This window comes from Bradyrhizobium sp. UFLA06-06 (assembly GCF_054820065.1).
Genome location: NZ_JADFUD010000028.1, coordinates 1 through 25,150 on the forward strand (window position 1 = coordinate 1; position 25,150 = coordinate 25,150).

36 protein-coding genes and 1 pseudogene are annotated in these 25,150 nt (G+C 58.1%); 16 read left to right on the forward strand and 21 right to left on the reverse strand.

From position 1 onward, the window contains the following. Positions 1 to 410: 410 nt before the first annotated feature. A complete protein-coding gene (locus IF803_RS23285; protein ID WP_461193593.1) occupies positions 411 to 1,523 on the reverse strand; it encodes a tyrosine-type recombinase/integrase in 1,113 nt (370 codons plus the stop codon). Positions 1,524 to 1,704: 181 nt separating this feature from the next. After that, on the reverse strand, positions 1,705 to 1,869 hold the full coding sequence (locus tag IF803_RS23290; protein WP_264641566.1) for a DNA-binding protein: 165 nt from the start codon (positions 1,867 to 1,869) through the stop codon (positions 1,705 to 1,707). Positions 1,870 to 2,206: 337 nt separating this feature from the next. On the opposite strand from IF803_RS23290, the gene IF803_RS23295 reads away from it, so the two are divergent. Further along, positions 2,207 to 2,389: a hypothetical protein gene (locus IF803_RS23295; protein ID WP_304495460.1), complete on the forward strand. Its 183-nt coding sequence runs from the start codon at positions 2,207 to 2,209 to the stop codon at positions 2,387 to 2,389. 747 nt (positions 2,390 to 3,136) lie between these two features. Here the strand turns inward: IF803_RS23295 and IF803_RS23300 are convergent. From IF803_RS23300 to IF803_RS23310, 3 genes are read right to left on the reverse strand one after another with little or no spacing between them, the layout of a single operon-like run. Next, positions 3,137 to 3,334, reverse strand: coding sequence for a hypothetical protein (locus IF803_RS23300; protein WP_129965081.1), 198 nt, complete (start codon positions 3,332 to 3,334; stop codon positions 3,137 to 3,139). After that, the gene (locus IF803_RS23305; RefSeq protein WP_129965082.1) at positions 3,334 to 3,981 is read right to left on the reverse strand and encodes a hypothetical protein; all 648 of its coding nucleotides are present in this window, start codon (positions 3,979 to 3,981) and stop codon (positions 3,334 to 3,336) included. Before IF803_RS23305 ends, IF803_RS23300 begins: the two co-directional genes overlap by 1 nt. Before the next feature lie 11 nt (positions 3,982 to 3,992). Next, positions 3,993 to 4,175: a hypothetical protein gene (locus IF803_RS23310; protein WP_129965083.1), complete on the reverse strand. Its 183-nt coding sequence runs from the start codon at positions 4,173 to 4,175 to the stop codon at positions 3,993 to 3,995. A 123-nt stretch (positions 4,176 to 4,298) separates the two neighbouring features. On the opposite strand from IF803_RS23310, the gene IF803_RS23315 reads away from it, so the two are divergent. Further along, positions 4,299 to 4,463 carry a type II toxin-antitoxin system antitoxin gene (locus IF803_RS23315; RefSeq protein WP_179077652.1) on the forward strand — a complete coding sequence of 55 codons (165 nt, stop codon included), beginning with the start codon at positions 4,299 to 4,301 and terminating at the stop codon, positions 4,461 to 4,463. A 24-nt stretch (positions 4,464 to 4,487) separates the two neighbouring features. Here IF803_RS23315 and IF803_RS23320 read toward each other — a convergent pair whose 3' ends face one another. Further along, complete coding sequence (locus IF803_RS23320) at positions 4,488 to 5,384, reverse strand: hypothetical protein (RefSeq protein ID WP_461193594.1); 897 nt, start codon at positions 5,382 to 5,384, stop codon at positions 4,488 to 4,490. Between the two features lie 174 nt (positions 5,385 to 5,558). Here IF803_RS23320 and IF803_RS23325 point away from each other — a divergent pair, with 174 nt between their 5' ends. Continuing rightward, positions 5,559 to 6,044 carry a hypothetical protein gene (locus tag IF803_RS23325; RefSeq protein WP_129965085.1) on the forward strand — a complete coding sequence of 162 codons (486 nt, stop codon included), beginning with the start codon at positions 5,559 to 5,561 and terminating at the stop codon, positions 6,042 to 6,044. 573 nt (positions 6,045 to 6,617) lie between these two features. On the opposite strand, the gene IF803_RS23330 is transcribed toward IF803_RS23325, so the two are convergent. Next, the gene (locus IF803_RS23330) at positions 6,618 to 6,746 is read right to left on the reverse strand and encodes a hypothetical protein (protein ID WP_276469632.1); all 129 of its coding nucleotides are present in this window, start codon (positions 6,744 to 6,746) and stop codon (positions 6,618 to 6,620) included. 670 nt (positions 6,747 to 7,416) lie between these two features. Between IF803_RS23330 and IF803_RS23335 the strand changes: the two genes are divergently transcribed. Further along, entirely contained in the window at positions 7,417 to 7,614 is a 198-nt protein-coding gene (locus IF803_RS23335) for a hypothetical protein (RefSeq protein WP_129965087.1), read from the forward strand. A gap of 207 nt (positions 7,615 to 7,821) precedes the next feature. On the opposite strand, the gene IF803_RS23340 is transcribed toward IF803_RS23335, so the two are convergent. The 7 genes from IF803_RS23340 to IF803_RS23370 all read right to left on the reverse strand — a co-directional run bounded on the left by IF803_RS23340 (position 7,822) and on the right by IF803_RS23370 (position 12,641). Next, a complete protein-coding gene (locus tag IF803_RS23340; RefSeq protein WP_129965089.1) occupies positions 7,822 to 8,619 on the reverse strand; it encodes a hypothetical protein in 798 nt (265 codons plus the stop codon). A gap of 133 nt (positions 8,620 to 8,752) precedes the next feature. Continuing rightward, positions 8,753 to 9,388 carry an SPRY domain-containing protein gene (locus tag IF803_RS23345; protein ID WP_129965090.1) on the reverse strand — a complete coding sequence of 212 codons (636 nt, stop codon included), beginning with the start codon at positions 9,386 to 9,388 and terminating at the stop codon, positions 8,753 to 8,755. A 23-nt stretch (positions 9,389 to 9,411) separates the two neighbouring features. Beyond that, positions 9,412 to 9,591, reverse strand: a complete 180-nt coding sequence (locus IF803_RS23350) for a hypothetical protein (RefSeq protein WP_129965025.1) — start codon at positions 9,589 to 9,591, stop codon at positions 9,412 to 9,414. 17 nt (positions 9,592 to 9,608) lie between these two features. Further along, positions 9,609 to 9,821: a hypothetical protein gene (locus IF803_RS23355; RefSeq protein ID WP_129965024.1), complete on the reverse strand. Its 213-nt coding sequence runs from the start codon at positions 9,819 to 9,821 to the stop codon at positions 9,609 to 9,611. A 16-nt stretch (positions 9,822 to 9,837) separates the two neighbouring features. Then, positions 9,838 to 10,689 (reverse strand): hypothetical protein, encoded by an 852-nt coding sequence (locus IF803_RS23360; RefSeq protein WP_461193595.1) that lies wholly within the window; start codon positions 10,687 to 10,689, stop codon positions 9,838 to 9,840. A 12-nt stretch (positions 10,690 to 10,701) separates the two neighbouring features. Beyond that, positions 10,702 to 12,213, reverse strand: a complete 1,512-nt coding sequence (locus tag IF803_RS23365; protein WP_461193596.1) for a hypothetical protein — start codon at positions 12,211 to 12,213, stop codon at positions 10,702 to 10,704. After that, on the reverse strand, positions 12,210 to 12,641 hold the full coding sequence (locus IF803_RS23370) for a hypothetical protein (protein WP_461193597.1): 432 nt from the start codon (positions 12,639 to 12,641) through the stop codon (positions 12,210 to 12,212). Before IF803_RS23370 ends, IF803_RS23365 begins: the two co-directional genes overlap by 4 nt. Before the next feature lie 517 nt (positions 12,642 to 13,158). Between IF803_RS23370 and IF803_RS23375 the strand changes: the two genes are divergently transcribed. Beyond that, a complete protein-coding gene (locus tag IF803_RS23375) occupies positions 13,159 to 13,617 on the forward strand; it encodes a hypothetical protein (RefSeq protein ID WP_461193598.1) in 459 nt (152 codons plus the stop codon). Between the two features lie 273 nt (positions 13,618 to 13,890). Here the strand turns inward: IF803_RS23375 and IF803_RS23380 are convergent, their stop codons facing one another. The 3 genes from IF803_RS23380 to IF803_RS23390 all read right to left on the reverse strand — a co-directional run bounded on the left by IF803_RS23380 (position 13,891) and on the right by IF803_RS23390 (position 16,151). Continuing rightward, the gene (locus tag IF803_RS23380; RefSeq protein ID WP_461193599.1) at positions 13,891 to 14,484 is read right to left on the reverse strand and encodes a recombinase family protein; all 594 of its coding nucleotides are present in this window, start codon (positions 14,482 to 14,484) and stop codon (positions 13,891 to 13,893) included. Positions 14,485 to 14,682: 198 nt separating this feature from the next. Next, complete coding sequence (locus IF803_RS23385; RefSeq protein WP_461193600.1) at positions 14,683 to 14,979, reverse strand: hypothetical protein; 297 nt, start codon at positions 14,977 to 14,979, stop codon at positions 14,683 to 14,685. Further along, a complete protein-coding gene (locus IF803_RS23390; RefSeq protein WP_461193601.1) occupies positions 14,976 to 16,151 on the reverse strand; it encodes a hypothetical protein in 1,176 nt (391 codons plus the stop codon). The genes IF803_RS23385 and IF803_RS23390 overlap by 4 nt, the downstream gene beginning before the upstream one ends. Positions 16,152 to 16,873: 722 nt before the next feature. On the opposite strand from IF803_RS23390, the gene IF803_RS23395 reads away from it, so the two are divergent. Further along, complete coding sequence (locus tag IF803_RS23395) at positions 16,874 to 17,155, forward strand: hypothetical protein (protein WP_461193602.1); 282 nt, start codon at positions 16,874 to 16,876, stop codon at positions 17,153 to 17,155. Between the two features lie 80 nt (positions 17,156 to 17,235). Here IF803_RS23395 and IF803_RS23400 read toward each other — a convergent pair whose 3' ends face one another. Together IF803_RS23400 and IF803_RS23405 are read right to left on the reverse strand one after the other, a co-directional pair. Next, positions 17,236 to 17,556, reverse strand: a complete 321-nt coding sequence (locus IF803_RS23400; protein ID WP_461193603.1) for a hypothetical protein — start codon at positions 17,554 to 17,556, stop codon at positions 17,236 to 17,238. Next, entirely contained in the window at positions 17,516 to 18,037 is a 522-nt protein-coding gene (locus IF803_RS23405) for a hypothetical protein (RefSeq protein ID WP_461193604.1), read from the reverse strand. The genes IF803_RS23400 and IF803_RS23405 overlap by 41 nt, the downstream gene beginning before the upstream one ends. 418 nt (positions 18,038 to 18,455) lie before the next feature. Here IF803_RS23405 and IF803_RS23410 point away from each other — a divergent pair, with 418 nt between their 5' ends. The 8 genes from IF803_RS23410 to IF803_RS23445 all read left to right on the forward strand — a co-directional run bounded on the left by IF803_RS23410 (position 18,456) and on the right by IF803_RS23445 (position 22,771). Next, a complete protein-coding gene (locus IF803_RS23410; protein ID WP_461193605.1) occupies positions 18,456 to 18,653 on the forward strand; it encodes a hypothetical protein in 198 nt (65 codons plus the stop codon). 72 nt (positions 18,654 to 18,725) lie between these two features. Further along, the gene (locus IF803_RS23415) at positions 18,726 to 19,346 is read left to right on the forward strand and encodes an OB-fold protein (RefSeq protein WP_461193606.1); all 621 of its coding nucleotides are present in this window, start codon (positions 18,726 to 18,728) and stop codon (positions 19,344 to 19,346) included. 4 nt (positions 19,347 to 19,350) lie between these two features. Then, on the forward strand, positions 19,351 to 19,818 hold the full coding sequence (locus IF803_RS23420; RefSeq protein WP_461193607.1) for a hypothetical protein: 468 nt from the start codon (positions 19,351 to 19,353) through the stop codon (positions 19,816 to 19,818). A gap of 106 nt (positions 19,819 to 19,924) precedes the next feature. Then, positions 19,925 to 20,131 (forward strand): hypothetical protein, encoded by a 207-nt coding sequence (locus IF803_RS23425; RefSeq protein ID WP_461193608.1) that lies wholly within the window; start codon positions 19,925 to 19,927, stop codon positions 20,129 to 20,131. A 463-nt stretch (positions 20,132 to 20,594) separates the two neighbouring features. Beyond that, on the forward strand, positions 20,595 to 20,885 hold the full coding sequence (locus IF803_RS23430; RefSeq protein WP_461193609.1) for a hypothetical protein: 291 nt from the start codon (positions 20,595 to 20,597) through the stop codon (positions 20,883 to 20,885). A 14-nt stretch (positions 20,886 to 20,899) separates the two neighbouring features. Further along, positions 20,900 to 21,280, forward strand: a complete 381-nt coding sequence (locus tag IF803_RS23435; RefSeq protein ID WP_461193610.1) for a hypothetical protein — start codon at positions 20,900 to 20,902, stop codon at positions 21,278 to 21,280. Next, positions 21,264 to 21,578 (forward strand): hypothetical protein, encoded by a 315-nt coding sequence (locus tag IF803_RS23440; RefSeq protein ID WP_461193611.1) that lies wholly within the window; start codon positions 21,264 to 21,266, stop codon positions 21,576 to 21,578. The genes IF803_RS23435 and IF803_RS23440 overlap by 17 nt, the downstream gene beginning before the upstream one ends. A 503-nt stretch (positions 21,579 to 22,081) precedes the next feature. Continuing rightward, positions 22,082 to 22,771 (forward strand): hypothetical protein, encoded by a 690-nt coding sequence (locus IF803_RS23445; protein ID WP_461193612.1) that lies wholly within the window; start codon positions 22,082 to 22,084, stop codon positions 22,769 to 22,771. Between the two features lie 302 nt (positions 22,772 to 23,073). Here the strand turns inward: IF803_RS23445 and IF803_RS23450 are convergent, their stop codons facing one another. Together IF803_RS23450 and IF803_RS23455 are read right to left on the reverse strand one after the other, a co-directional pair. Beyond that, positions 23,074 to 23,940 carry a DUF7946 domain-containing protein gene (locus IF803_RS23450; protein WP_461193613.1) on the reverse strand — a complete coding sequence of 289 codons (867 nt, stop codon included), beginning with the start codon at positions 23,938 to 23,940 and terminating at the stop codon, positions 23,074 to 23,076. 126 nt (positions 23,941 to 24,066) lie between these two features. After that, positions 24,067 to 24,408 (reverse strand): hypothetical protein, encoded by a 342-nt coding sequence (locus IF803_RS23455; protein ID WP_461193614.1) that lies wholly within the window; start codon positions 24,406 to 24,408, stop codon positions 24,067 to 24,069. A gap of 63 nt (positions 24,409 to 24,471) precedes the next feature. On the opposite strand from IF803_RS23455, the pseudogene IF803_RS23460 reads away from it, so the two are divergent. Together IF803_RS23460 and IF803_RS23465 are read left to right on the forward strand one after the other, a co-directional pair. Then, positions 24,472 to 24,642 (forward strand): annotated as a pseudogene (locus IF803_RS23460) (4-fold beta flower protein); the annotation flags it as partial. A gap of 62 nt (positions 24,643 to 24,704) precedes the next feature. After that, positions 24,705 to 24,959, forward strand: coding sequence for a hypothetical protein (locus IF803_RS23465; RefSeq protein WP_461193615.1), 255 nt, complete (start codon positions 24,705 to 24,707; stop codon positions 24,957 to 24,959). The last annotated feature ends 191 nt before the right edge of the window (positions 24,960 to 25,150 follow it).

Here is a 25,150-nt window from a genome sequence, read left to right on the forward strand (position 1 = left end):
GCGCCTCATCGATTCCCCCTCAGAATCACGGGAGAATCATAACAGCGGCACTATGTTTTCACACAGCCAGGGTCAAAAGCCGATACCGGCCCAGTCGTCGTGCAACGCCGGCTATGGGTCACGAGCCGACCACGGCGGCCCGCTTGACGTCGGTCTGCTTCCCACCCGAAACCGGACAATGCATGCTCGCCCAGTGTGAAGCCCATTGCGAAGAGCATTAGCGTTTTGGGTTTATGGTTCGCATTTTGCCGCGACTTCAACGATTTACCGAAAGCGGCGAAATGGTAGGGAACATTTCCGGCGTTTGGGTACCTTTTGGACGGACCGCTCAACGCGTCATAGGCCTAACATTTTAGTAGCGGATTTCTACTCCGCGGGTTGCAGGTTCGAATCCTGCCGGGATCGCCATCTCATTTTCCTACTCCAGTCTTCTCAATAGGTTGCGATTGATTTTGGCTCACCGGGTCAGAAGGTGAGCCAATGCCTGTTCCTGAAATGAGCTTCGCGCCCTCGCGAGCCATCCGCTTCCGGTTCGCTGCCCTCGTGTACACCTGCGCCTGCGAGATCGACGTCCAGCCGAACCACGCCATCAGCTGATGGTCAGTGAAGCCGAGCTCGGCCAGATAGGTAGCCGCGGCCTTTCGCAGGCCATGCGATGTGCACCGATCCGGCAATCCTGCGTCGCGGCAGCAATCGCGGAAGTAATTTCCAAAGCCGGCGGCAGTAAACGGCTTACCCTGTGCCGTAACCAAGAAAGTCAGATGATCACTCGCAGGCATCGCATCGACCGCGGCTTGCAAACGCGGCATGACCTCAACGTTGAACGGAACCCCCGTCTTTTGGCGCCCCATTGTCATCATACCATTGCGGATGTGCTGTCTTCCCATCCGGACGACGTCACAGCGGGATTGGCCGGCCTGCAATAGCAGCTCGTAGGCCAGCCGCGCTCTAGTGCCGATGGCGTGATGCTGTTCGAATTGTTCGCACTCGCCCGTTTCCCACGGATGGTGACCGCCCGTCCGTGGCAGCTTTACAAGCTTCACGTCGGCGAGAGAATCCTTCCTAATCATCTTCAAGGCGAGGCAGTGATCGACCCAACCGCGGAGCGCCTTCATCCAGTTGCGCTGTGCGGCAGGCGATTTACTGTTGAAGATATTCTGGAGCGCGGCTGAGTGCATCAGCGCGACGCGCTTGCAGCCATGGTCATTGCGGAAGCTCTCGAGGATAGCGCGTCGGCTACCCTGCGTGCTCTTGGCGAGGCCATCCCTGAATGCACTGGATTGATAATAGCTTACGATCGACGCATTGACCGTTCCAGGGACGGTGCGCGCCGCACCAAGCTCCGATGGCGATGTGCCATGTTTCGCTAGTTCGTACGCCGCCATGAAGGCTGGCGACCACGGCAGCACACCATCATCGATCCGTAACCGGATCTTCTTTTGACCGGGTCGACGGAAATAGAAGACGATCTTGCCGTGACGGTTTTCGTACGAGTGAACGTTCGGCGGGTTCCTCCGCTTCATCTAACGGAATCCCACTCATTCACGTCATCTGAGGCCGGCATTGTCGTTACCGGGGCGCCAGGTATCACGATGATTTTGTCGCCTTGGATCTCGATGCGCCCAACAGTAATGCCGGCCTTCACCAGGGCCTTTACAGCCTTGGTCAAGTCACCCTGCTTGTAAGATTGGGCGCCGCGGGACATCAGTCCACCACCACCCGGTCTGGCAGCAGCTCACGATCCATTCGAAGCCGAATGCTCCGCACGATTTCGCTGTTCTGACTGCTACAATTCCGCGTCGCTTCACGCTCGAGAAAGCTCTTCACATCACGAGGAAGCCGGGCCGCAAACTCAACCTTGGAATCCATGAGCGAACAACTCCAGTTATACAACCTAAGGAGAGGTCAAATCAGCTCTCATACGAAAATGATAGCATCGATGGGGTGCCTGCCCGAAGTGTCAGCATGTGTAACCACCGCCAGAAAGTTTGGTGGTTCATCCCGACAGCATCGCTCGCGATATCGATCTAGCATCGCGGTAATAGTAGTTCCAGTTTTGTTCGCCGCCTTCATAGGCGCACGGGTTATCCACGATCTTCGAGAAAACTCCGCCGGGCGTGTATTTGTGAGGGCGGCGGATTCTGATTAATGGAACAGCAAGGTCGCTTGCCTAAGATGCAGTCTACTCGCTGTAGGACGCTCGAAAATGACCGAGTACGTCATCAGGGAAGTTGGCCTTCGCCAGTGGCTCGTGTTTGCCGATCGGCGAAGCATCGCTTTTTGCGCCGACGAAGATGAGGCGGTGAAAGCCATGGCCGAACATAGCGCGCGCCGCGGCCGACCTCCCGAAAAAATGGAAATTGCGCCAAAGGAAAACCCGCCGGCATGAACCGGCGGGCTTCGCTTCTTCATGCCGCCGCCAAGTTGGCCGCCGCAATGGCCATCGCTTGTCGCAGTTGATAGTGCCAGCCATCCGAGCCGGTGGCGTCAGTATCGGGCCACTCGTCGCCCTCGTCCTCCACTTCGTTCGCGTAACATGGGCGCAACACGGCGGCTTAGCGTTTGTTCTGAAATTGGGCCCAATCAAAAGCGACCCCAGCGCGGGCGCGCCGGGGCCACCACTAAGCTCCCGGTCGAGGGCGCCACCTGATCCGGGAGCATATGACGACTCCCCGACATCGCCACTTGTTCCCGCGGCGGCCACCGCTACCGGGGTTTGGTCGAAGAACTGTCGCCGCGCGTTCGCAAGGAGACTTTGAGCTGGTGCGCCTTCAGTGCAACCGACATAGGGCCGCGGCCTAATTGCTCGGCAATTTTGCCGGCGGGTAGTTTGCCCGCCATAGCTTTTAGCTTTTCGATTTCTTCAGCGGACCAGCGACGGACAGGCCTTATCATCTTTCACCTCCACAAACGAAAAGCCGCCCCGAATCGCTTTAGGCAGGAAAAACACGAAAGGTTCCTACCGTCTCGCGGCCGGCCTTGAACCGGGAAGCCCGCTGAAAAAATAGCAACCCGGGCGCAGGCATTGACGTTTGCTCGCGCTTGGGAATTTTCAGGGCCCAGGTTTTGGAATGAACGCCGCCGGGCATGTTTTTCTGAGACCGGCGGCGTCTTTTCCTGGGACAGCGGAGCGCGGTCAGGCGCAGTCATTGCCCCCGATCAAGGTGACAACGGACGCAGACTTTCTCTCCGGCTCGTCGCCGGCGAGGAAGCCCGTCACGAGCCGCTCGGCGGCGCGGAGGACGGCCAACGCATCCTCCGTGTTCTCCGGAAGCTGACAGACCATCTGAAGCGCGTGGCGCCGGTGATCAGAGGTTTCCCGTGCTGCTGCCATTAGACCGCCTCCCCAGCATGGGCTGCGTCGATATTGTCGAGCGCGCCGACGATTGAGAATAGGAGCGTCTCCAGTCGGCCGTTCCAGGACAGGTCTTCATCGCAAGTCGGGCCGTCGTCGTCCGCCAGGATGTAGTGGAGCAATGCGCGAAGGCCGGCTACTGACGTGGGCGCGGTCGAGAGCAACGCGTCGAGATGCTCGTCGGCAGCGTCGCAGGCATCGCTGACGACATTGTCGATATCGCCGAGAACGGCGGAATGGCGACCAAGCGCAGCCTCGAGCCCCGCATGTGCCCGGTCCCGCTGCTGGCCGGACAGTGTCGGGCACCCGTCGATGTGTCGGTGACTGTAGACGACGACCGGTGAGCCGCTATCATCGATGGCTGTGACGTGCGGACGAAGTCCGATGCCCTCATCCAGCAGGATCTGCTGGCACCGGGATCGTTCTTCCGATGCCGCGGCAGCTGCGCGGGCTACCGCGCGATGAGCCTCGATGAGGCCGAATACAGGATCATCCGGCGACATCACGGACGCCTGTGCCGATAAGGCGGGCACCGATGCGAGTGCGGCGGCCGGGGCCGCTGCGGCAAGGCCGGCCAGAACGGCGCGCCTGTGGAGTTCCGTAGCGGCTTCGTTGCGGTCTGTCATGCTCACCTCCCTCAGACCATCTCGAGTTCAGGGCGGGCAGCGGCGCCGCCGTCGAGCGTGCGCGGCAGGTCGACGACGACCGGCGAGGGGCTCAGCCCCTCGTCCTCGGCGGCCTTGAAGGCGGCGCGCAGCACAGGGTCGCGGAAGAGCGAAGACAGGGGTTTCGTGCTAAACTGGTTGGTAGCTTGGGCCATGACTTACCTCATCGGCTTGAGTGAGGCCCGTTTCGGTGTTGGAAGCACCGGAGCGGGCCGCTTGCTTTCAGTAGCCAATGTCTATACAATGTCTAAATCGCAATGTAAAGACATTTTCTACACATGACTGTGAAACGACTGAAAACCGCCCAGGTCAACCTAAGAATTGACCCAGATCTCAAGGCGTTAGCGGACAAGGCCGCCGAGGCCGACCAGCGTTCGCTCACCTCGCTTATCGAGAAGCTTCTGACCGATTACCTAAAGAAGCAGGGCTTCCTCAAGAAGTGACGCACCGGCGTCACCGCCCCGATCTCAATCCCAGAGCCCCCGGCTGACACTGTCGCCCCGTGTCGCCGCCCCATCCTCAAACATGACTTCGTCGAGCGAAAGCAACGGGCTATCGCCGAACTTAGCGAACTTCGTCGGGAACATCCGATTGTGATCTTGGACGAACTGTCGAACGCGGCTATCCACTTGATCGCGCTGAAGCGTTCCCTCGAAGAGCGCCAGAAAAACGGACTGAGCGATGTCGTCGCGGACGTCGTCGGGCAGATGACGCGGCACCAACTCGCGGATCTTGTAGTAGTCATTGTTCTGAGCCCTTACCTGGTCCGTTCGCGTTGGCTGCGAATTCCACCGTCGAAGCTGTCCGTTGCTGTTGTGATCTTCGGTCGCCGCTCGAATGAATTTGTCGAAGTCTGGATTTCGCGCCCGATAAACCTTGAGTTTGTTGAAGCCCATGATCCGGCTCGCAACTATCTTGCCGGCCACTTTTCCGGTGCAAATGAGATTGAGGGTCTGGCCAGAATTTAAGGCTGCCGTGACGCGCTTGACTTGGTCTTCGGTCGGAAGCGGCGGCGCCTCCGAATGAAGCTTAGTGCACAATTTACACTTCCGTCCAAGCGCATTCCGATAAGGAAATAGATAGACGTTGTCCGGTGTTAGCGGATGACCACGCTTGCAGTGCGTCTTCGATCGAAAATAGTCGCCTTTGCGCGCTCGTGCGGCCTTGCCGTTCGCCTCGATCAGTGGGCGAGCTTCCCGGGCAAATTCTGGATGGCCTGAAAAATACGCCTCGAGCTGGCCTGGCCTTACCCAGAGCTCTCTGGGTGTCTTGCCCTCACGAAGCCCCAGCATAATGCGCTGCGCCTTCTCGTCAGTGAGTCCCTTCGGTTGGGTGACGACCTTTGGTGTTGGAGTGTAGTTCATCCGCGGCTCCCGTCTGATGCGCCGGACGGCAAACGAGACTGAGTCGCTCGAGAAATTTGGGCAGCAAGGGTGACGCTCGCGCCGCTTCTCCACCGTAAAAACCCGGACGGAGCACCGACTTTCCCGCTCGTCTAGGTTGCGGTACGATGAGCGCATTCTTTAAGGGGATATTTTATGGACGGCTCTACAAAGGCGATCGTGGCGCTTTCCTACGTGGCCGGCATTCTGTCTGCAGTGATTGCGCTCATGCTGTTTGTCGGACTCGCGCCGTTACACTCCAAGACAGGCGCTCCCGGCATAGCACTTTGGTCGGGCGGGCCAAAATGCGACGACCCGAGCACGATCCGAACTGTCAAAGAACTCGCTAACGACAAACTCAACTCGGTCTCGGTCTACGCGCGCGATTTCCTGCTTCGAAGCGGCGGGTCATCCGCTGACATGGAGACAGTTCACAAAATGCAATTGGCGCGCACCCCACTCAATCTTGACGCAGATTCGTTTCGAGAGCGCGGCACCATCGGAAAAGGTGTGACCTGCGCAGCAGTGCTCTACGTCATGCTTGGCGGAAGCCGCACCTTCGAATTTTCATCGGAGTACTCGGTCGAGCCTACAAGTGATGGCAAGACCATCGTTTCGGCCAAATTTATGCCGAACGGGTAAGTTGCATTGCCGCGTGAGAGCCTTGGCGACGACGTTGCCGGACGACACCACCAAGGCTCACCACACAACGGATAAGCCCCTTGAATGGCACGCACCAGCATGCGGGCCATTTCGGCCAAACTTGGGTAGCGTCCCCTGTCAGCCGCGCGTACCCATCCTGGCAGGCGCGTCTACCGACCGAATGTTCGAGCCTCGCTTGCCGCAAACCGTGCAGACGAACCGCGGTTCGACATCGGAAATGCGCACCTCGTCAGGCCACCGCGAGGCATCCATCTGGACGTTGTGCGCACCTGTAGTCCTTGCAGAAGACAATGATGCGCGTTGCGCCGGTTTCGCGCATTTCGCCGAATGTGATCTTCGTGGGGTAGTCGTTCATGGCGTCGACTACAGCCGCTTCTCGCACCAACGGCAATCCCACGAAGCCTAGCGGGGCCGCTATGGTCTATCCACCATCCATCGGTCTAGCTATATCGCACTAAAAACGAAACCCATGAGCAACAGCGCCAGCAGAACAGTTGCTCCAGCTACCATCTTAAGCACGCTGCCCGGCTTCGCGGATCGGTTCATAGCTTGTCAGCCCGGGAACTGCGGCTGAATAAGCGACGCGATCATCAACGCCGCAATCAGAAACGCGGGCGCACAGCTGACCAAAGCAGCTAACCAAAGCTCCGGTTCGCGAAAGACCTCGTAATCGTCTTGCATGGACGGGTTCTCCAACAAGTCGAATTATCAACGGACAGATCAGGCGGGCGTTCCCACTGTTCTGTGCTGACGGAACCTGCAGCGAGCGAAAAAATTGACTCGTTAAGGGAGATTCCTATGACACGAAAAAATCGGACACCTCGTTCGAGCACACGGGATGCCGTTACTGGTTCCGGAGCCGGGCATGTTGCTGCTCACCCGCACGACTCCGGCAGTCAGGCAAATGAAACCGTTGACGGACTGGACTCCACCACAGAGTCGTTGCGGCACGCCACCGAAGATAGGCCTTCCGGAAGAGGCTCCAGCGATATCGAAAAAACGCCAGTATTTGACCGGGCCGGTGCTGCACAGAAAATCTGAGCGAGACTGCCGGCGCTTGAATCGTTAGCTGTGAATTGAGGAGGCGGAGAATGTTCCTATTGGGACTTGGCGCCCTGCTCGTTCTCGGTGGAATATTGTACATGGCACACGCCGCAATCTGGCGGGGATCACTTAGCCGGCCGGATGGTGATACTCTCGAGCCGTCACATCGCGGCTTGGGATTCCTTGGGGTCGGAGCAAATTGGCCGGGCATGCTTCTGATGGCGATCGGCGCAGTTTTGCTAGTGGCAGGAGCCAATTTCTAGCCAGGTAGCTTGGCGGCGTTGTTGTGCGTTAACCTTTAGGCCCCATGCCGAAGCCGATCGAAATCCCGCCCGAGGTGGCCCGGCAATTCGCCGCCAAGATGCAGGCGTTCCACGCCGAATATAGCCCGCTCAAGCGGGACGAGATCGCCGCGGACGCTCGGCATCTGCTCATCCAGCATATGCCCAAAGGTGCTAAGCTGCGGCTTGCGGACGTCCTCGAGTTGTTCGAGTTGATGCGATGACTGAGCCGGCATGCATCCTTTGCGATGATACTGGATGGGTCTGTGAAAATCACCCAGATCAGCCGTGGACTGGCAATCACGCCTGCAGGTGCGGCGGCGCTGGCGCACCCTGCCCGAAGTGCAACAGGCCGAAGCCTAATGACGAATTTCCGCGGTTGCCGAGGGGCTTTCGAAGCATGTTCAGCAGGCGCGATCGCTAGCACGGCTCTAAGGCCGCTCGAGCGCGTCCTTCACGTCGATGACTCGGTATAGAACAGGCTTTCCGCCTACCGAATGAACCTCGACGTCCACCACGAAAACTTTCTGGAACGGATTTTCCTCCAGAGTGAGGACCTTGGCCTTCGCCTCGTCACTCAAAAATTGAAGTCTGACCGGCTTCGGCCATACAGCTTCAATGATAGCTCGATCACCTGTTTTGGACGACGTTGAGTTTTTGACTTGCTCGAGGACCATCAGTTGGTCGCGCCGAACCAACTGAGCCGGAAGATCCGGTCCTAAGAAGCGACGCACGCCATTCTGGATGGCATTTGCGTCGATTGAGTCAACGTGAATATGCGTATGGAATTCGATCTTGGCGTGATCGCTCAACTGAATATTGAACTGCGCGCCGCCGTCTTTTGCGACGGGGTCCAAAATTTGCGAAAGACGCTTCGCCTCTTCGTGAGAAGGCATCTTTGTTGCACCCGATTCGTTTCCCTTGCCGCGCAAGAAAAACTCGACCAGGTCACTCAGATTTCCGACGAACGCTCCGAGAATGTCCTTGTGATCGAGCACCCAATCGGCCTGCTGAGCGATCGGGATGAGATCAGCAATGACACTCCCAGACCTAAGCTCCCTGACGTAGAGCTTAATCTCCGCGGGCTCGTTCTCCCGGCTTGCAAAGTCGCGAAACTCTTCAGCCAGAGCCATAAGGCTCGTGGTCAGGTCGACCAGGTCAACTGGCCTAGTGTTTGAAATCTTGACCGTCAACAGCACTTCGCCGCCCAAATCCACTTCACCCGCCATGGTGGTCCCCTCTCTTGCCCAGCCCCATGTCATCACAGTTGCAACGAGCAGGAAATACCCCTTTTAGGCACCGAACCTGCTGATCAAAGTCCTGTAATTGACCCGCTTACCCATCACCGCCTCACCGTCTTCTTCATGGCGGCCACCCCGCGGTAAATCCAAACGGCACTGCATAGGCAAAAGCGGTTGCGCCGAAATTGGCGGTATAGTTATCGCCGATCTGTGGAGCGCCGTTCGTAGCAAAGGCCACAAGTGGCTGCATGGTCGCGTTCGTTTGCGTGCGACCACCGGTATTCGTGGTTGGGTCAGCAGTCCCGCTGCCCTCCCACAAGCCGCCGTTCACTGCCTGCCAAAACTTCTTATTACCGGCGTCATATGCATTACGAATAACGGTTCCTGGCGCGTTAGCCGCGCCCAGGACTCCCGTAGGACTACCGTTGTTTGGGGTACGGCCATCTCCAAGCCAAATTCCGGTTCCGTCGTTACCGTTGACGCACACGAAATACCCCGCCGTGGGTGAGGCGATACCGATGAAATCGGTGTTGGCGTGAGAGGCGCCAACCAAAACTTCCCAATAGAATTTTCCTGTGCCTTTAGCCGCGATGGACTGCGCGCCGCCTACAGAAGTGTTGCTGCGCGTCGCGGTCAGGTTACCATTGGAGAGTGTGACGTTGCTAAGCGAAGCTGCGTCGAAGGTGGTCGGCGTAAAGCCGCCAGCCGACACAATGGCCGGCGGTCGCGTCGCCACGATCTGCGGACTAATAAACATTCATATCTCCGCTCGCTCGCCGTTCAACGAGAGTAGGTCTTGGCGGGCAACTCGACCGTGACGCCCACCTTCGTGCCGGCCGGTCGCGGCGCGGTCTGTTGCGCAGTCGCCGCCTTCACATGGCCTTCCGTTGCGTTGGCGACCGCTTCGGTGGCAGCGAGGTGGTCAACTCCAGGCGGGAGTGCTTTAGGAATCGTCGTCATTTCATGTCCTTTCGTGATTATGTTGATTTGCGCAGAATGCGGCTGGAGAGATCGCTAAACGCGCCGGCAGCCACGGCGCTGAGTAGGTTGGGCTCTGATGCCTGGTTGCCGGGCGGCGCGGTGCGCGCGCCCTTCCTTCTGAAGCCGAGCAATCGATAGCCAGTCCAGCTATCGCCCCCAGGGAAATCCAGCCTCGTGCCGGGCCCAGTCGCGCTGGTATCTTCGTTCATCCTTGGTCCTTCGCGGTCAGGCGGCTTTGAGGCGGTTAAATTCTTCGAGGTTTGGCGCCTCGATGCCGTTGGCGAGTTCGTCTTCGGTCGGCTCCCGCATCACGCCGCGCTCGAGATCAATCACCTTGCCCTTGCGCAGCCAGGGCACGGTCTCCCTTGCTTCGATCGGTGCGGCGGCTTCGTTGAACTGCTCGGGTGTCATGCCGGTGTCGATACGCGCGCTGTCGCGGCCGGCTTCCACCGCAGAAGTCGCGACGTTAATCGCAGTCTCCAGTTCGGCGATATCGTCGATCAGGGAGCCGTGCGCCTCCCGCAGCGCAGTCTCTTTGAGCAAGTTCATATGACTTTCGGCGACGCCGGTCATGACGGCGGGCGCCTCGAGGATCGCTGCACGGATCTGCGGATCAACCTTCTCCGCTCTCGTGACTTTGTCGCGCTCACCTTGCGGCAGACTGCGAAGCCACGTCCGGATTTCCATCCGGGCAATTGCTCCGGCTGCGTCGGTCGGATCGGCCTTGGGCAGCTGAAGACGATTGCGCATCTCTTCCAATTCCTGCTTGGCCTTTGAGATCGCGCGGCGGCCCTGGTGAAACACAGGCACACCCTCGCGCAGAATGTGATTGCGGTGCTGATCCTGCTGCCCTTGCTCAGTGTACCTGGCATCAGCCCGGAGCTGGCGGCCGATGCTCTCGGCAAGATCAATGGCGGCCAACGTGTTCAGGTACGCCTTCTCGAGCCGCTCGACCGTCGATCCCGGCTTCGATTTGATTTCCCAAAAATGGATGGCATGGTTCGGCCGTCCGGAAACGTCCGCCTGCAAAATCTTGCGCCTTCCTTTAATGCCGTGTCTTTCTCCAGCTGTAGTCATCGCCTTGGTCTCCTAATGTCGTCCAATCGTTGTCGCGAAACCGCCGGCCAATTCGCCTTCGGTAATTAGTCCGTCGTATTTTCCAGATCGTGGCGCGCCCATTCGTTGACCGCTCCATGAGTACATGGAGGGGTAAACTGGCTGATGGCGGGCACTGGTCAAATAAACCAGGCAGCCCGCAGTGGCGTTCGCGAGGTCGTCTTTCGCGCCGGGAGCATGGTCGATGCTATCGCGCCCACCGCGCGCTGTGCGTCGCTCCAGGCCGAGTAACTGAGTGGCGAGCCGCTGGTTATCGAGCAGATCCACCTCGCCGGAATTCAACCTCGGCAAAAGATCGCGATAGATCTCGCTTTTGCTCAAATCTGCCGGGCGATATTCGATGCCGGCTTTCTTGAACGACTCTCGGCACCACTCCGCGGCATAGCGGTCCCCTCTGGCAATGCGGATGCCATAGCTCTTGAGCAGCGCGGCAAACTCCGCGACGGCATCTTCCGGGCTGAAGGGTGCGCGGATTTCGCGCACAGCGTCCAGCACCGCGATTGAACGTTTCTTGTCTTCTGAGAGTTGGCTGTGGCCGATCGCGAGCGTCATACTGTCGCTCGAGCCGCCGGACGGATCGATGAAACCGGAGTACTTCACACCGTCGACGCGCGGACGTTCAAGCACATCAGGCGTCGTGCAGGCGTCGATGGCCTCGCGCGTCACGAATGCGCTGATATCGTCTCTGAATTCTGCGAGCCACTCAGCTGATGCAGCGGCGGGATCTTCCGCCATCGCCTCGTCAATGATCGACTGATCGATGAGAGGATTTAGCAGCCGCGTCGGGGCCTTGATGACGAGGATCTTGCTGTCCTTGCCGTAATGATCGCGATATTTCTGGTAGAGCAGGCCTGATTTGCGATATGGCGAGCTGATGCCAATCACCAACGAGCCCGGCAGGCTGGCTAAGCCCGGCTTGATTGCGTTGTAGGTTTCTTGATCCGGATTAGCGCTGTTCTCGTCCCGCCAAAAGGCGGTTTCATCCAAGATGGCGCACAGCACGGGCCGGCCGCGGACAGCCCGGAAGCTGTTCGTCGCTACCGAGATATCGATATTGTTGGTCAGCTCGAAGCCGAACTGAGTCTCCTTCGAGATCATGCCCGAGAAGAGATCAATTTCGACGAAATAGCTGCGTGTGTAGTTGAGAACGATGCGGGCCTGATCACGGTCGCAGGCCAGACACATGACTACGCCACGCTCACCGGGCCGTAGGTGGCTGGTGCCGTTAAACATCGCGGCCATGTGAGCTGCCAACAGGGAGGCCACCGAGTCTTTGCCGCCACGTCGGCCAACGATGAACCACGCTTCCTTCACGGGTTCGGTCGGTGGCTCGCGATCGGCAATGCTGCGGAAGAACTTCTTCTCCTCGTCGGTCATTTCCAGCGCGAATATGGCCTTCAGCACGACGCGCCAAGGATTCCACGTGGGTCCACGGAACCACGGTTCAAACAGATTTGGGTCGTCCAGGGCCTCGATTATGTTCACGCGGCGCGACCCTCACGCTGCGCGATGTAGCTCTGTAAATCCGGAGTTGCCGGTTTGTGATCGGCGCCCTTGGCAATGATGGGTGCAAGAATGCGCCTGATCTCACTGGAAAGCCGGATAGCCTCGTCACCGTCGACCAGCTCGCCACGCACTTGAGCGTTCTGTAAGGCCTCGGCGCGAAGGGTGAGCATGGCCGCTTGGCGAACATGCGCCCTCTCGGCTTCAGTCAGGTGCTCGGTGCCGCCGGCATCCTGCGCAAACTGCTTACACAGGTCGCGGAAACGCCTCGCCTGTGGCAGTCGATTATCGACGCCAGGCAGGCACCACGGTCGATTTGAGATCACAGACCGATTGGTGATCGATCCCGGCGCCCGCTTGTGCGGTGCCGGCTGTGACGTGCTGGTGAATGCGGTGCGAACATCGTGCATCCGTTAGAAATGAACGCACTCTCCCGCGCGCGCAACGGCGCGCCAGTCTCAGAGGGTGACGCAGAGCCGCGACTGTCGGTTATTGGCGTGCAATGGTGGGTAAGTAGCGTTGAAGAATATTTTCACGCTTAAGTTTGGTGTGTAGTCTGTCTGAGAGACAAAAATGATGTCCTGGGGAGTCACAGACAATGATTGCTGCAATGATCGAGGAAGTGGTTGACGAAGCTGGCAACACTCAATCTTGGGGATCTCACAACTTCCTCCAGTTACCAGCTCCCGGAGATCGGGTGTTGGCGTACAAGGGGTCTGGGCAGGAGGAAATGATCGTTTTGTACGTACTGCATCGACCCATGCCCGCCCTGGTAGGAAGCCAGCCAGGGGCCACGGTCTACGGCCGCTTTAAGTAACTAACCCGTCAATCCGAGGCGCTCCCGTGGAAAGCGTTACTTCTCTAATCAAGCTTCTCGCCGAGGGCGGATGGCGCCTCGGTGTACCTCTCGCACTAGGTGGCGGGTTAGTGATCATCGCCCATCGTTTTGGGTTACCGGAGCCGGGTGTTCTCGCTTCCTACGTCGGCTGGGCGACGCTCTCGTTCATAGCGGGCGCCAGTATAACCGCGATGTCGATGGTTGCTGGCATCGTGTCAGCTATTCAGCGCGCAGTTCGCGGCTCCCAGGCCAAAACACGCCATGCGAAGGAACAGTGGGAGGAGATAGAAGCCAACATGAGCTCACTCACTCCCGGTGAATTTCTGTTGCTTGCCGACCTGCTTGAGCGGAACTCGGTACGATTAAAAGTGCATATTCTGAGCCAAGCCTACAAGCTGGTTGAGAAGGGCGTCCTCTACCAGGTGGACTATTCTGGCGTAGAGCCGATGTGCGAGGTACCGAAGCTGTTGCGAGACCAGAAGGCGCCGATCATCGCTGCTGCGCGGGAGGCCAGACAGCGGCTGCGCGATCTCAACGTGACTAGTTGACCAAGGATCGGCGGATCTCGTCGGGAGCTTTCCGGACATCCCGAAGTTGGCACCACGCAAGGATTGCTGCATGTATGATTGGTACATCAGAACCAACGACGTCGGGGAACGTCTGGCGACGTACTGCCGCTTGCTTAGGATTGAGCAAGTAGATCACGGGCACGGTTGGACCATTATCCGATGTACTAATCCGGTTCATCGACGCGCACTCCAAATTGCACACGGGCAGTCAGTTGATGCGGCGCTGGATTACTTGAGGTCCAAGAGGCGGAATTAACCGCCAACCGCAGCGGAGACCACCCTCTGGACCACAGATGTACCGACGCCGACTGTCTTGCCAATCTTCAGAATGCCCATTCCCTCGGCCTTTAGAGCCCGAATGCGGGCCTCCACAGCCGGCTTAACCGGACGACGGCCCAGCTTCACACCGCGCGCCCTTGCCCTCGCCAGGCCCGCGTTGACGCGCTCACGGATCATGCCGCGCTCGAACTCGGCGAAGACGCCCAGCATCTGGAACATGGCTCGGCCGGACGGCGTGCTGGTGTCGAGGGCTTGCTGGTGCAGGTACAGGTCACAGTGCAGCGCCTGCAGCTCACTCAGGAAGCCAACCAGATCCTGCAGGCTGCGGCCGAGCCGGTCGACCGACCAGGCGGCGATCATGTCCACCTTGCGGGCGGTTGCATCCTTCAGCAGTCGATCGAAGCCAGGACGCTTGTCCCTGCCCTTGGCGCCACTGATGCCGGCGTCCTCATAGACCCCGACGATCTCCCAGCCCGACCGCGCAGCAACAGCCTCGAGCTCGCGCCGCTGGTTCTCGGTGGTCTGGCTGTCAGTCGAAACACGAAGATAGATGCCGACGCGCTTCATGTTGGTTTCCCCTGCTCAATAACAGGCGGAATCATACGGCTAGCCTATACGGAAATCAACTGTCTAACGTATATGTGATGGCGCTTCAAAAACCCCAATGATTTAGGACTCGCGACCGGATCAATTTCAGTCGGGATTTCCGTATGCCCTCCTCAACTGAAGAAGGCGAGCGTCCAAAGTAGATGCAGATGCATCTTTTTAATCACGCGGACGTGTTCGTGAGCGGCCGGCTATATCGAGCAGGACTGCATCGAGTTCGGCCTTGACGACCATGATGCAATTCCACCCGGTTGGTTTGCTGACCTTCAGGTCGCCGAGCTGTTTGCGGTTATATCGGCTACGTGCGGAGTCCGCTGAACAGCCCATGTAGAGACCGACCTGGTGCCAATTGAAGAGCACTGGGCATTGGTCTGCTGGAAGTGGTGGCTGCCTGCGGCTGGATGCCGTCGCACTTTCGTTGATGTCCGGGACGATGCTGGGGGTTGTGTCGGTCAAGACGCCGCCCTCAGTCTGCCTCTGCCCAGAATTTCAGCCCGCCGCGCTCTGCGTGCCTCGCGTTCGGTCTCACGCGCCCAGATATCATCTCTGGTCAGTTCGCGAGCCGGGGAAGTGTACCGATCGAGAGTAGATCTGGCCTCTCGCTTCCGGTCCCACTCTCGACGCCGTTCTCGGTGGAGCTCGATTGCCTGGACCTCACGGTCCAGGAACATCCGGAACACGATTCCCCAGTCCCTCGTATCCCGCTCCGGTTGGAATCTCCCGTAGAAGCGAACAGCAATCTGCACTGCGGCTCGCGCGTAGCGGGGCCAGAAGCGCTCGAACATACGTTGGACCGCCGGCCGATCCTTCGGCAGTCGCATAGATGGATGTTTTCTGGCCAACTCAACCGCTTGATTTATTGCATCAAAAGGCGGCTGAACAATGTCCGGTGACCCGGCGCGGGTGCTGTTGGATGGTGGCATTGCTGGTTGGGCTTCCAAATCAGACAATGAAGATCGCGCCGCTTGGACAGAGTTTGATTTGTTTTCTCTGGTCGGATGGTCGACAGCTGCGGCGCCCTCGGACACTTCCCGCGCCGTGTCACTGGTCAGCGGAAAATCCGTGGCCAGCAATATCTTCTCTACCTGCTGGCCACGCATTTTTCGGGGCCGTCCTCGGGACGCTCCGGATCTAGCCTTGGCTCGGCGGGCCCGTTCGGCCTCGCGGCGTTTCCGCTTCCGCTCTTCCTCTCGTTCGGCCTTGGACAGGTCGAAGGCGCCGATCGTGGTGACCTTGAGGGCGGTACGCTCAGCCATAGAAAGGCGAAGGCGCCACGCGAGAGCGTCGGCGGTGAACTTGCGGGGCTCTGCCGCCACCCGTTCAGCCAGTTGCTTTGCCTTATCCTGGGGGAGCCACGGCGCCCAGGATCTAGCCCAGGCGAGGATATGCGTAACGACATCGCCGCGTAGAAAGGCGACATGGTGAGCCGCAACGGTTAGGTCATCCATGCCGGCGTCATCGTCTGGCAGAAAGCGGCCGTACCGGCTCTGAAAGATGCGCTCGAGCTCGCGCAGGCGGATCAGCGTGATAAGCCGCGCCTGATCTGGCTTCTCGCGCCGCTGCTCGGCCTGCCAAGCATAACGACGTTTGATCTCGGCGTGCCGAGCTTCGACGTTCACGGCTGTCATTGCGCCACCTCACCAAAAACGATTGGAGCGATGGCCGACGCCATTTCGAAACTGACCGGAAGTAGCCGTATCAGTCGTCGGGCTTGACGGTTGTGAAGAGATGCTTCAGATTCCCCGATGTCTCGCCAGACACCTCTAGGAATCGGGTCGCCCTCTTGGCGGCCCTTTTCATTTTCGACCATGAACTATGCGGCCTCCGTTCGCAGGAGGGCATTGGTCCGTTGCAGGGCTACAGCCGCTGCTAGGCTTCGGCTCTCAAACGGTCCGGGCGCGTCGTCGTCGATGCCAAGTTGGAAGCGCCCGTCATCGCGCTGGACGATTGCCCAGGATGGTGGGCCAAGTCCGAAAAATGCCGTTACATCGCAATTTGGACGGTTAAGCCGGTGAGCCTGCTTAAGTATTTGATCCAGTTGGGCATGCCCGTCCTGCCGGGATCGCCACGACTTATGCCGATAAAATAAGGGTTTCTTGCAGTTTCGGCTTCGTTCTAACTGCTAGTTTCGTGTTGCAAGTTATCGCGAGCTGATACTAGCAATATCAACGCGTTACCAAGCGCTGCAAACCATTCCGCGCAACACGGACGCAACACGGCGCTTCGTGTTTTGTTCAGGGGGGCAGCTTGACCAAGCTGCGCCATTTGGCCTCATACTCAACCGCTGATTGAAGAACTAACCTCCCGCTCTGGTGGCAATTTAGCCACCTCAAACCCTAGGAGGAATTGCATGCCCTCCGTAATTTCCACAGGTACTGTTAGGGTCAAGACAGCGGGCAAGGAGTACGGACTAGAAAGTGTTCCCGTCTCCGGAATGAAAGCGGCCGACCAAGTCTTGCTTACGCCTTACATAAGCCCAGATGGGATTTCCGGCCCAGACCGGAAGGGACCCTTGTATTGCGCATTCATCGACGAAAAAAAGGACGGAGGCTTCGACGTCCTTGTTTATGACATTCAGGGCGGAAAGTTCGATGTAACCGTTGTCGTCGATTGGGCTGTGGTCCACGCTTAAGTCCCGAAATCACAAGGGCAGGAATGAACGCCGCCGGGCGTGTATTTGTGAGACCGGCGGCGTAGTTTTGCGCCATCGCGCTATTTTTGCTTCTCGAGAGCCTCCAGAGCGTTCCGGACTGCGAAGTGAAGCCAGGCTCCGTGCTTCGCATCCTTGCCCTCGCCGTCGGAAATGTCGGGCCAGACATGGCCGGCTTCGACGTGCTCCAGCCCATACTTCAGCAGCGCAGTGACGCCGGTGATCGAGTTCAAATCAGCGTCAACTAATTCGCATGCTATGTCGTCCACCGCTGCGAAGGTCGCATAGAGCTCCTTCTGGGTTTTGATCCAGCGCGGATCATCATTTTCGACGACGTATAACTCATCCCCGTCGATCTCCGTCTGCCGCCGCGTGATGTCCAATTTCTTTGCGCAGCGCGCCATCTTCGCGACAGAGCTGCTCGAGCGTGCCGATCATCGCTTTGTGACGCTCGATCAACTCGAGGATCGGCTCAGGCTTGCCCACCCTCGCCAGCTCCGCGAGCCCGTTTCCACGCTTGGAGTGGCGCGCGGCATCGCAGATCAATCCTACCGGATTCCCATCATGGACCCAATCGAGGCTCTGCCCATGCGACCTGAAGAACTCTATCGCCCGATAGAATGCAGTTGTGTCCGCATCCTCATCTTTAAACGCGGGTCCGTGGGCGCGTCGACGATAGTAATCCAGTGCTAAGGCCGCCTCGCTTTCATCGATTTTCCATCCTTCCCGGACGTACCGAGTGCGCAAATAATCGACGACTTGCTCGATGCGAGCCAAAGCAGCTTCGTCCTTGGTTGCAAATCGCATTTCGGCAGCAGCCGGCGAAGCCGCGGCGACCGCAGCGGACGAGACGAACATATTCATGATTGACCTCCTGCTGATTGCAGCCCCGCGGGAGGGAATCTGCGACGCGCCAGAAGGCCTGCCCTGCGATTGGCCGGCTATCGGGAATCAAAAGTGCCGACGACAATTGTTTAGCGCCCGCGGCGCTGTTGCTCAGTGCCTTCATGGTTGCGCCCTCCGTCACGCCGTCTCGAGGATGCGGACAGACACAGCGGCGCCACCATCCAGGCGACGCGGCCCGTCGGCTTCGACCAACTCACCCGTCAGGCCATCGTCCTCGGCGGCCTTGAAGGCGGCGCGCAGCACAGGGTCACGGAAGAGCGAAGAAAGCGGTTTTGTAGGCAGCTCGGGCCATTGGCTAACTCCCTTTCGGCCTGGGCTAGAGCCGGGAGCGAGGTTGCCGCCTTGCCCCGGCTTGATTTCGTGATATCATAGACTCATGAGCAAAGCAAGTCGTGAAATCACGAAATCGCAAAAGAAACGCGCCGAGGCAACCGGCGAGCCTGTTTTGGTGCGCCTTCAGCCGGAAATGGCCAAAAAGATTGACGATTTTCGCCGGCAGCAGGAAGACCTCCCCGGCCGCCCCGAGGCCATCCGCCGGCTTGTTGAGCTAGGACTAAAGATGCGGGGCAAATGACCCCGTAGAAAGCACGGTTGCACTCGCTCGGGGGTTGCGGAAAGATAACCGCTTTCCGAGCGAGTTTATTGCATGGCATTAATTACCTGCGAAGAGTGCCTGAAATCGATTAGCGACCGGGCACCCGCCTGCCCGCATTGCGGCAATCCTCGAACAGTAGCCTCAGCGCCCGCGTCACCTCACTCACCACCACCTCAACAACCGACCGCGGCGGCTGTGGCACTTGCTAAGACCAACCGTGACGCTGGCTTCGGCCGGAAAGCAATGTTCGGAGTTTTTGGCGCTTTCGCCATCATCGTTATTGCAGGAAAGATTGGCGGCCAAACAGAGCAGCCAAGAAGTGCGCCGCAGTCTTCTGCGCCCGCGCCACAAAAAGAAGTGGTAGCGGCCTCGGCGCAAGACCTCTTTGATGCCTATCAGAGCAATGAGGTTGCCACTGATCTTCGCCTCAAGGGCAAAATCATCCAGATCTCTGGCCGTATTCAATCGATAGACAAAAGCGTTTTCGACAGCATGTATGTCAGCCTCGAAACTAGCAACCAGTTCATGCCGACCAAAGTGAAGCCGATCAAGCAAGACGAGTCAAAAATTGCTCAGCTAAGGCGAGGACAACAGGTTGTGTTCCGCTGCCAGAGCATACACCGCTGGGTGGGGTCGCCCATGGGAGAGGACTGCCTGCTGTACAGTTGGTGAGACAATGAGCTGCATCGGCGGCCCCTCGATCTGCATGCTCTCGCTGCTCGCCAGCGTTTTCTGCGCGGGCTCTCCGGCTCGAGCCGAATCATATGAGTTTGATGAGCGAGCAGCCCGAACCACATGCGAGAAGGCAGCCGATTCCACCAAGGAACTAAATCAGCAACTTCGCCCGTTGGTGGTGGATACGTGTGTCGGGCTGCAACGCCGCAATGTATTAGCGGCGGCCATTGCATTCAAACGCCAATATGTGCCGAAAGATCTGTACGATCGATGCTCGGCGATTGGTGGATCTAACTATCAACATGTTAGCGATTGCATCGATCGCGCCGTCCTGGCAATGCCACGCGGCTCTGTTGACGGTTATTGGCGCCTTCAGCAAGTTGGCGAGCAAGATCGCATTTATTGGGATATCTCTGACTGTCAATCGGCTCGCGCACGGGGGCCGGGCGGCGTCTGCATCAGCTATTGAGGATTGACCAATCATTAGCGTAACGGACGTGGTTGGGGCTTAGCGAGATGATCGACTTCGTAAAGGCAGATTCGCAAATCCCACCCTCTATCCCTATCTTCCGGGCATGCCGGTAACCCGAAAGCCGCTCGAAATCCCGCCCGAGGTGGCCCGGCAGTTCGCCGCCAAGATGGAGGCGTTCCACGCCGAGTACAGCCCGCTCAAGCGGGACGAGATCGCCGCGGACACCAGGCACCTCCTGCTCCAGCACATGCCAAAAGGTGCTAAGCTGCGGCTTGCTGCCGTCCTCGAACTGTTCGAGCTGATGCGATGACTGAGCCGGCATGCATTCAGTGTGACGATACTGGCTGGGTCTGCGAAAACCATCCCGATCAGCCGTGGACTGGAAATCACGCGTGCCGGTGCGGCGGTGCTGGCGCCCCTTGTCCTAAATGCAACAGACCGAAGCCGGAGGATGACCTTCCGCGGTTGCCGCGAGGATTTCGAAGCATGTTCAGCAAGCGCGACCATCAAAGATAGCTCTTGCGCTCGATTCCCGATTGATTCAGGATTCCCGAAGGTTTTCACCGGAGCTGAACGACGATGGCAACCATCGGCACCGTGGCTTTTCTAGTACTTGTGGGCATTCCGATCGCCCTGATCATTGCCGCCCGTTTTCAGCGCGCGCGCGGCCTATCAAAAGCAAATGACAGATAACGCGATGCGCTCCATGGGCAATTCCGCTCAGGGCGAGCCGCGGCCTGTAAGCCCGCCTCCATAGAACCTCGGAGGTGCTCATGGGCAAACTCAAAGATCTATGGAACACCTATCGAAAGGCGGCGTCCGCTCAACGTGAGCTGACGAACGCTTTCGCAAGAGCAACTGGCGTGAACTTCATGCACTTGGACACGGCCTTTACCCGATGCGCGATTAAGAGGGCCATGGAAACCAATGATATCGATGCGACCGTGAGAGAATACGCGCCACTGATTGAATCGGTGAAGATTTTCTCCGGATCAATTGTTACGCCCGAGTTCAATCGAAGATTGTTGGCTCTCTTGCAAAGACACCAATCGCCTGCAATGTAGGCGCGATGACTAAGATGAAGGAAGACCGCCGCTGGGCGGCCCCGGAGAAAGCTGCGCGCCGGATCATGGAGCACGCCCGCGCCTTTGAGCCGATCCAGGACGGCCGGATCTACATCGAGAAGATCAACTATCCGATGCTCTACCGGGACAAGGCGACTCCGGCTGAGTATTGGGCTGGCTTGGAGTACGCGAAAAATCAAGGCTGGCTTGAGTACCACGAAAGCGGAACCTTCGTGAGAATGCTGCAGCCGGGCAAAGACCTGTTCGCCCGAACGAAGGGCGCCTCTGGCTCATCTGGGGTAAGGAATGCCCGATCTAATCGAACTGCTAAAAATCGTTGGTTCTATTTCGGGAATATGCTCGGCGGTTTTCCTAATCGTGGACCGGTATACTAAGCACTACCCGGCAGCAATTATGGTGGCCCGGCCACTCATCGAGGGCAGCGTCAACATAACGCACTTCCTCTTGCTCAAGAACTACAGCGAGAGGCCCATAATCATTTCCTGGCAACACGAGGCGAACCACCTGCGTCTAGCGAAAGACGACTCAACCCTGAGCATTGCGCGGAGCGTCCTGCCGGGTGAAACAGTCATTTCCCTAGGCCCAAATGCAGAGACCTATCTGCGGGTGATCAAGCCGAATGGCCACGACAATATCGCCCCTGAAAACTCGCTGGAGATGCAGCTACGCTGACGCTTCGCTCAACCAATGCTGTGGAAGGTGGATCGAACGATCCGGATCGGGATGCGCAAGCGCGACTTTGACGAAATGACAGATAAGTACGTCGCTGGTACCGGGACCCGCGTCAGTTGATTCGCAAATCCTACCGCCTGCGCATCGAGCGCGACGGAGACCGCGTCCGGCTGATCACCTCCCGAATGAGCTGCTGCGATATGGAATCTCCCTCCCCATAAAAAGCTACGCCGTCGGGCTCGAAATATCGTGTCCCGGCGGCGCCTATGCACTGAGCCCTGAAATCCCCCAGCGTTGTGCGAACTAGCAGTCCTCTAACTGACTGTTTGTGAACTAGTTCACACTTCGGTCCCGTAAGAACCCGGCCCTTTACACTCGCCAAGAGGTCGAGAAGATACGGGGGTAAGGTGTCAGCCAGCTTTTAGCCATGAGCGCTTGGGTACATGCGAAGAACCGAACCAGCACTGTGTTTGATGATCGGAGCCGTTATATGGCTCCTTCCGATGCCGCAGTCTGCGAAATCCGCTGAGAATGAAGCCAACAATACGCTGCGCACAGCACATTCGACCTACACAATTTCAGAAACACCCGAACAAAAATACACGCAGTGCCTGTTTCGCAACGGCGAGCGTCTCTTCTGTTCGACTGCAGGGGGCGTTCTCTATTTCGGCGAGCCGGTCAAAACTAGAAGCTACACTCTCTTGCCCATTTCTGATTCCTGCGGCGGTAACGGATGCCCTTCGCGGGACGTTCGGCTCGTTATCGAACGGGGTTCAAAAATAACGGTCAAACATGTTGTAGATAATTGCTATTGGTGCGAGCTAATGGTTCTCCATACAAATGCTCGAACCGAAACGGCGACCTTCAGGATCGGCAATAAGCAGGGTTATCGGCTAACTGGGAGTTTTCGAAGAGGCACTCTGTCAGTTCATCGCTCGAAGATCCCTTCGAAAATCGACGCCAAAACATGTAGCGATTTGCATGAGACCATAAAAGCATGCGCGTCAAGTGAAAAACGACCTTGTTTCAATCCATACAACTCGTCCGCCAGCGGCAACCGCATGATGCTTTCTATTGAAAATGACCATCCCAGTTTTTCGAGAAACGCTTTCAACGAAGCGTGCGACAACATCTGCGGTACCGGGAAGGAAATTACGTACCGGCAATTTTCAAGCAAGTTCTGCCGTGGGTGAAGGCGCGCGCCGCCACAGTTGGAGCGAAAAGCCCCCAACACTTCTGGGGGCCTAGAGAGAGTCTCAGTGGTGGGTCACTAGCCAGACAAAAAATGCCACCCCCATTACAAATAGGAAGAACACGCGCTGAGAAGCGGGGCTGATCGTTTGCCCCGGCCGCTGGCTTTTTCCGCACTTCAAGCAAGTGACCTTAATGTTACTGGAGCCGAGCCAGCCGGTCGCGATATTCCAGCCCCGCTTCTCGGCGTGGACCTGGGTTGAGCCGCAGCTCAGGCAGCGGATCGGGGCTTCGTCGCTCGTGTTCATGATTGCACGGGCGCTGGGCGCGCCACCAGGTCTGAGATGAAGAGCTTTTCCAGCTCACCGTTCTTCAATTGAGCCTTTGCCCTTACCCTGATCCAGCGCTGGCTGTTCAGCGCGTCGGAGTACGGATTCTGAGGTAGCTGCGCGACTGGGTCGGTAATCTCCCCGTTGAACCGATCGTTCGGGTCGTCTTGGTCGCGCAGAGAGAACTTGCACGATCGGTTTTTGAGATCGAACTCGGAGATGAGGACGTCATATTCTGCAGAGGCAGAGATTTCAATGGGCTCCGACGACTCAATGGATCGGCGCATCTCCTGGTCCACCGCGATGGCTCCGAAGTTCGGATCACCGATCCTTGCGATGCTGCAGCTTTCCCCGACTGGAGATACGAAGAGACGGACAGCAGGCCGCTGCGACATGGCAAGGCGCTCCATCGCCTCAATGGCGGTGCGAGAGGTGTGCCCCATTTCTTCGAGTGCTTTTACTGCGACCTCCTTAGCCATTTCCGCCTCCTTCGGTTTGTGCCCGACGGTCGAGATTGCGAAGTTTACTATACCCGTCACCGCTTTGGTCGCTGCGACCTTTGCGGCCTCTTTGATAGTTGGAAGCAGCGGCGTCACCACGGGTGCTACGCTGACGAGTATCGCCGGCAACTCCCAACAATGCGCCCTCGGTTGCCCTGCCAGCACCCGCACCGACAATGCACTCGTATGTTTCGCGAACTGGCCAGTTAAGACGATGGACCCCGCGCTGCCGAGAAGGCGGGACGCCCCTTGGATTGACTGGCCGAGAGTGCCAAGTTCAATGACATGACTGTCAGCATCCAGGCCGTCGTACCGCAATATTATCTCTTCAAATTCGTACATAGTGCCCCCCTAAAATGGAGGATACTACTACGCAACCGCTGGATGTACGAGCCCACCTTTAGGAGAGCCGCTTGGTACAACCCCCTGCCCGTGCCATGATCCCATCCGCGCGGCGCGTCTGCGAGATCATGTGATCCCGATCTGCGGATTGACCCAGACAGTCATCGAAGCCTTGCCAAGCATCACTCGACCGCGCAGCCGGCCAGCTTTCTGAGGCGTGAACGATATCTGGAGTTTCTGATAAACCGGCGTGCTGGGCGGGTTACTCCAGGTCACCGAGGAGGATGTCAGCGCAGCGGACGCTGTCAGCACATTGGCATTCCTCTCAACGATTGTCGCGACCGAAGAGCCGCCTGACGTCCCCTGATACTCTAGCTGAAGCTTGATATCGGTGTTGTTGAGGCTGGAGGAAGAAAACCAGTTCGACTGTCGCCGTAAGAACGGAGCCGGCGGACGAGTTTTGAACATCCATCCAGAAGCTCTCTAGCGGACCAGCGGAGAGTTCACTGTTGCCGTTACTTAAACGCCGTCGCATTTTCTGACAACGCCAGCGGCGGCCCTCTACCACCTTTGCCGAGCCTGCCTCCCCTCAAATCGCTTCCTTCGCTAGCTCCGCTTCGACCGCTGCCGTCACTGCCGCCCCTGCCGGCGCTCCCGACACTTTCGTGGAGCAGGCTAAGAATTGAAGATTTGTTCGGCTGATAAACTCCGCGCGGGGCCATTCCAGCGAGTTCAACGTTTTGTTAGATGTTTTTGGAAAACCAATGCACAAAAACGCCGATGCTGAACGGATGATCCGGCATCTCTCCTTGGAGTGGATGCACGAAACCGGCTACCAGCAGCAACCTGGCCACTATCCGAGCTTCGGAGCTTTCACGACGTGGCTAGAAGCCAAGCACGTCAGCCATTATTTAAGATTTCGGTCGCGTGTCGACCCTCGATATGAAGCTGAGGGCTGGCTCGAAGCAGAAATTCGCGACTACTGGCGCAACATGCGCTCACGCGGCGTCGAGTCGTAACATCAAGGCAAACTTGGCATACCATTTCACTTCAAAATCTCTTTGAGTACGCGCTCGGCAGTCTTCTGCTCCGTCGCGGTCCCCTGTTCGTTTTTTGCGAGACCAGCAGCCTTTTCATCGGTCCGCTTCAACGATTCGTCGTGCCAATAGTTGCGAAGCACCTCAATCCGTCGCCTGTGGCGCTCAGGCAT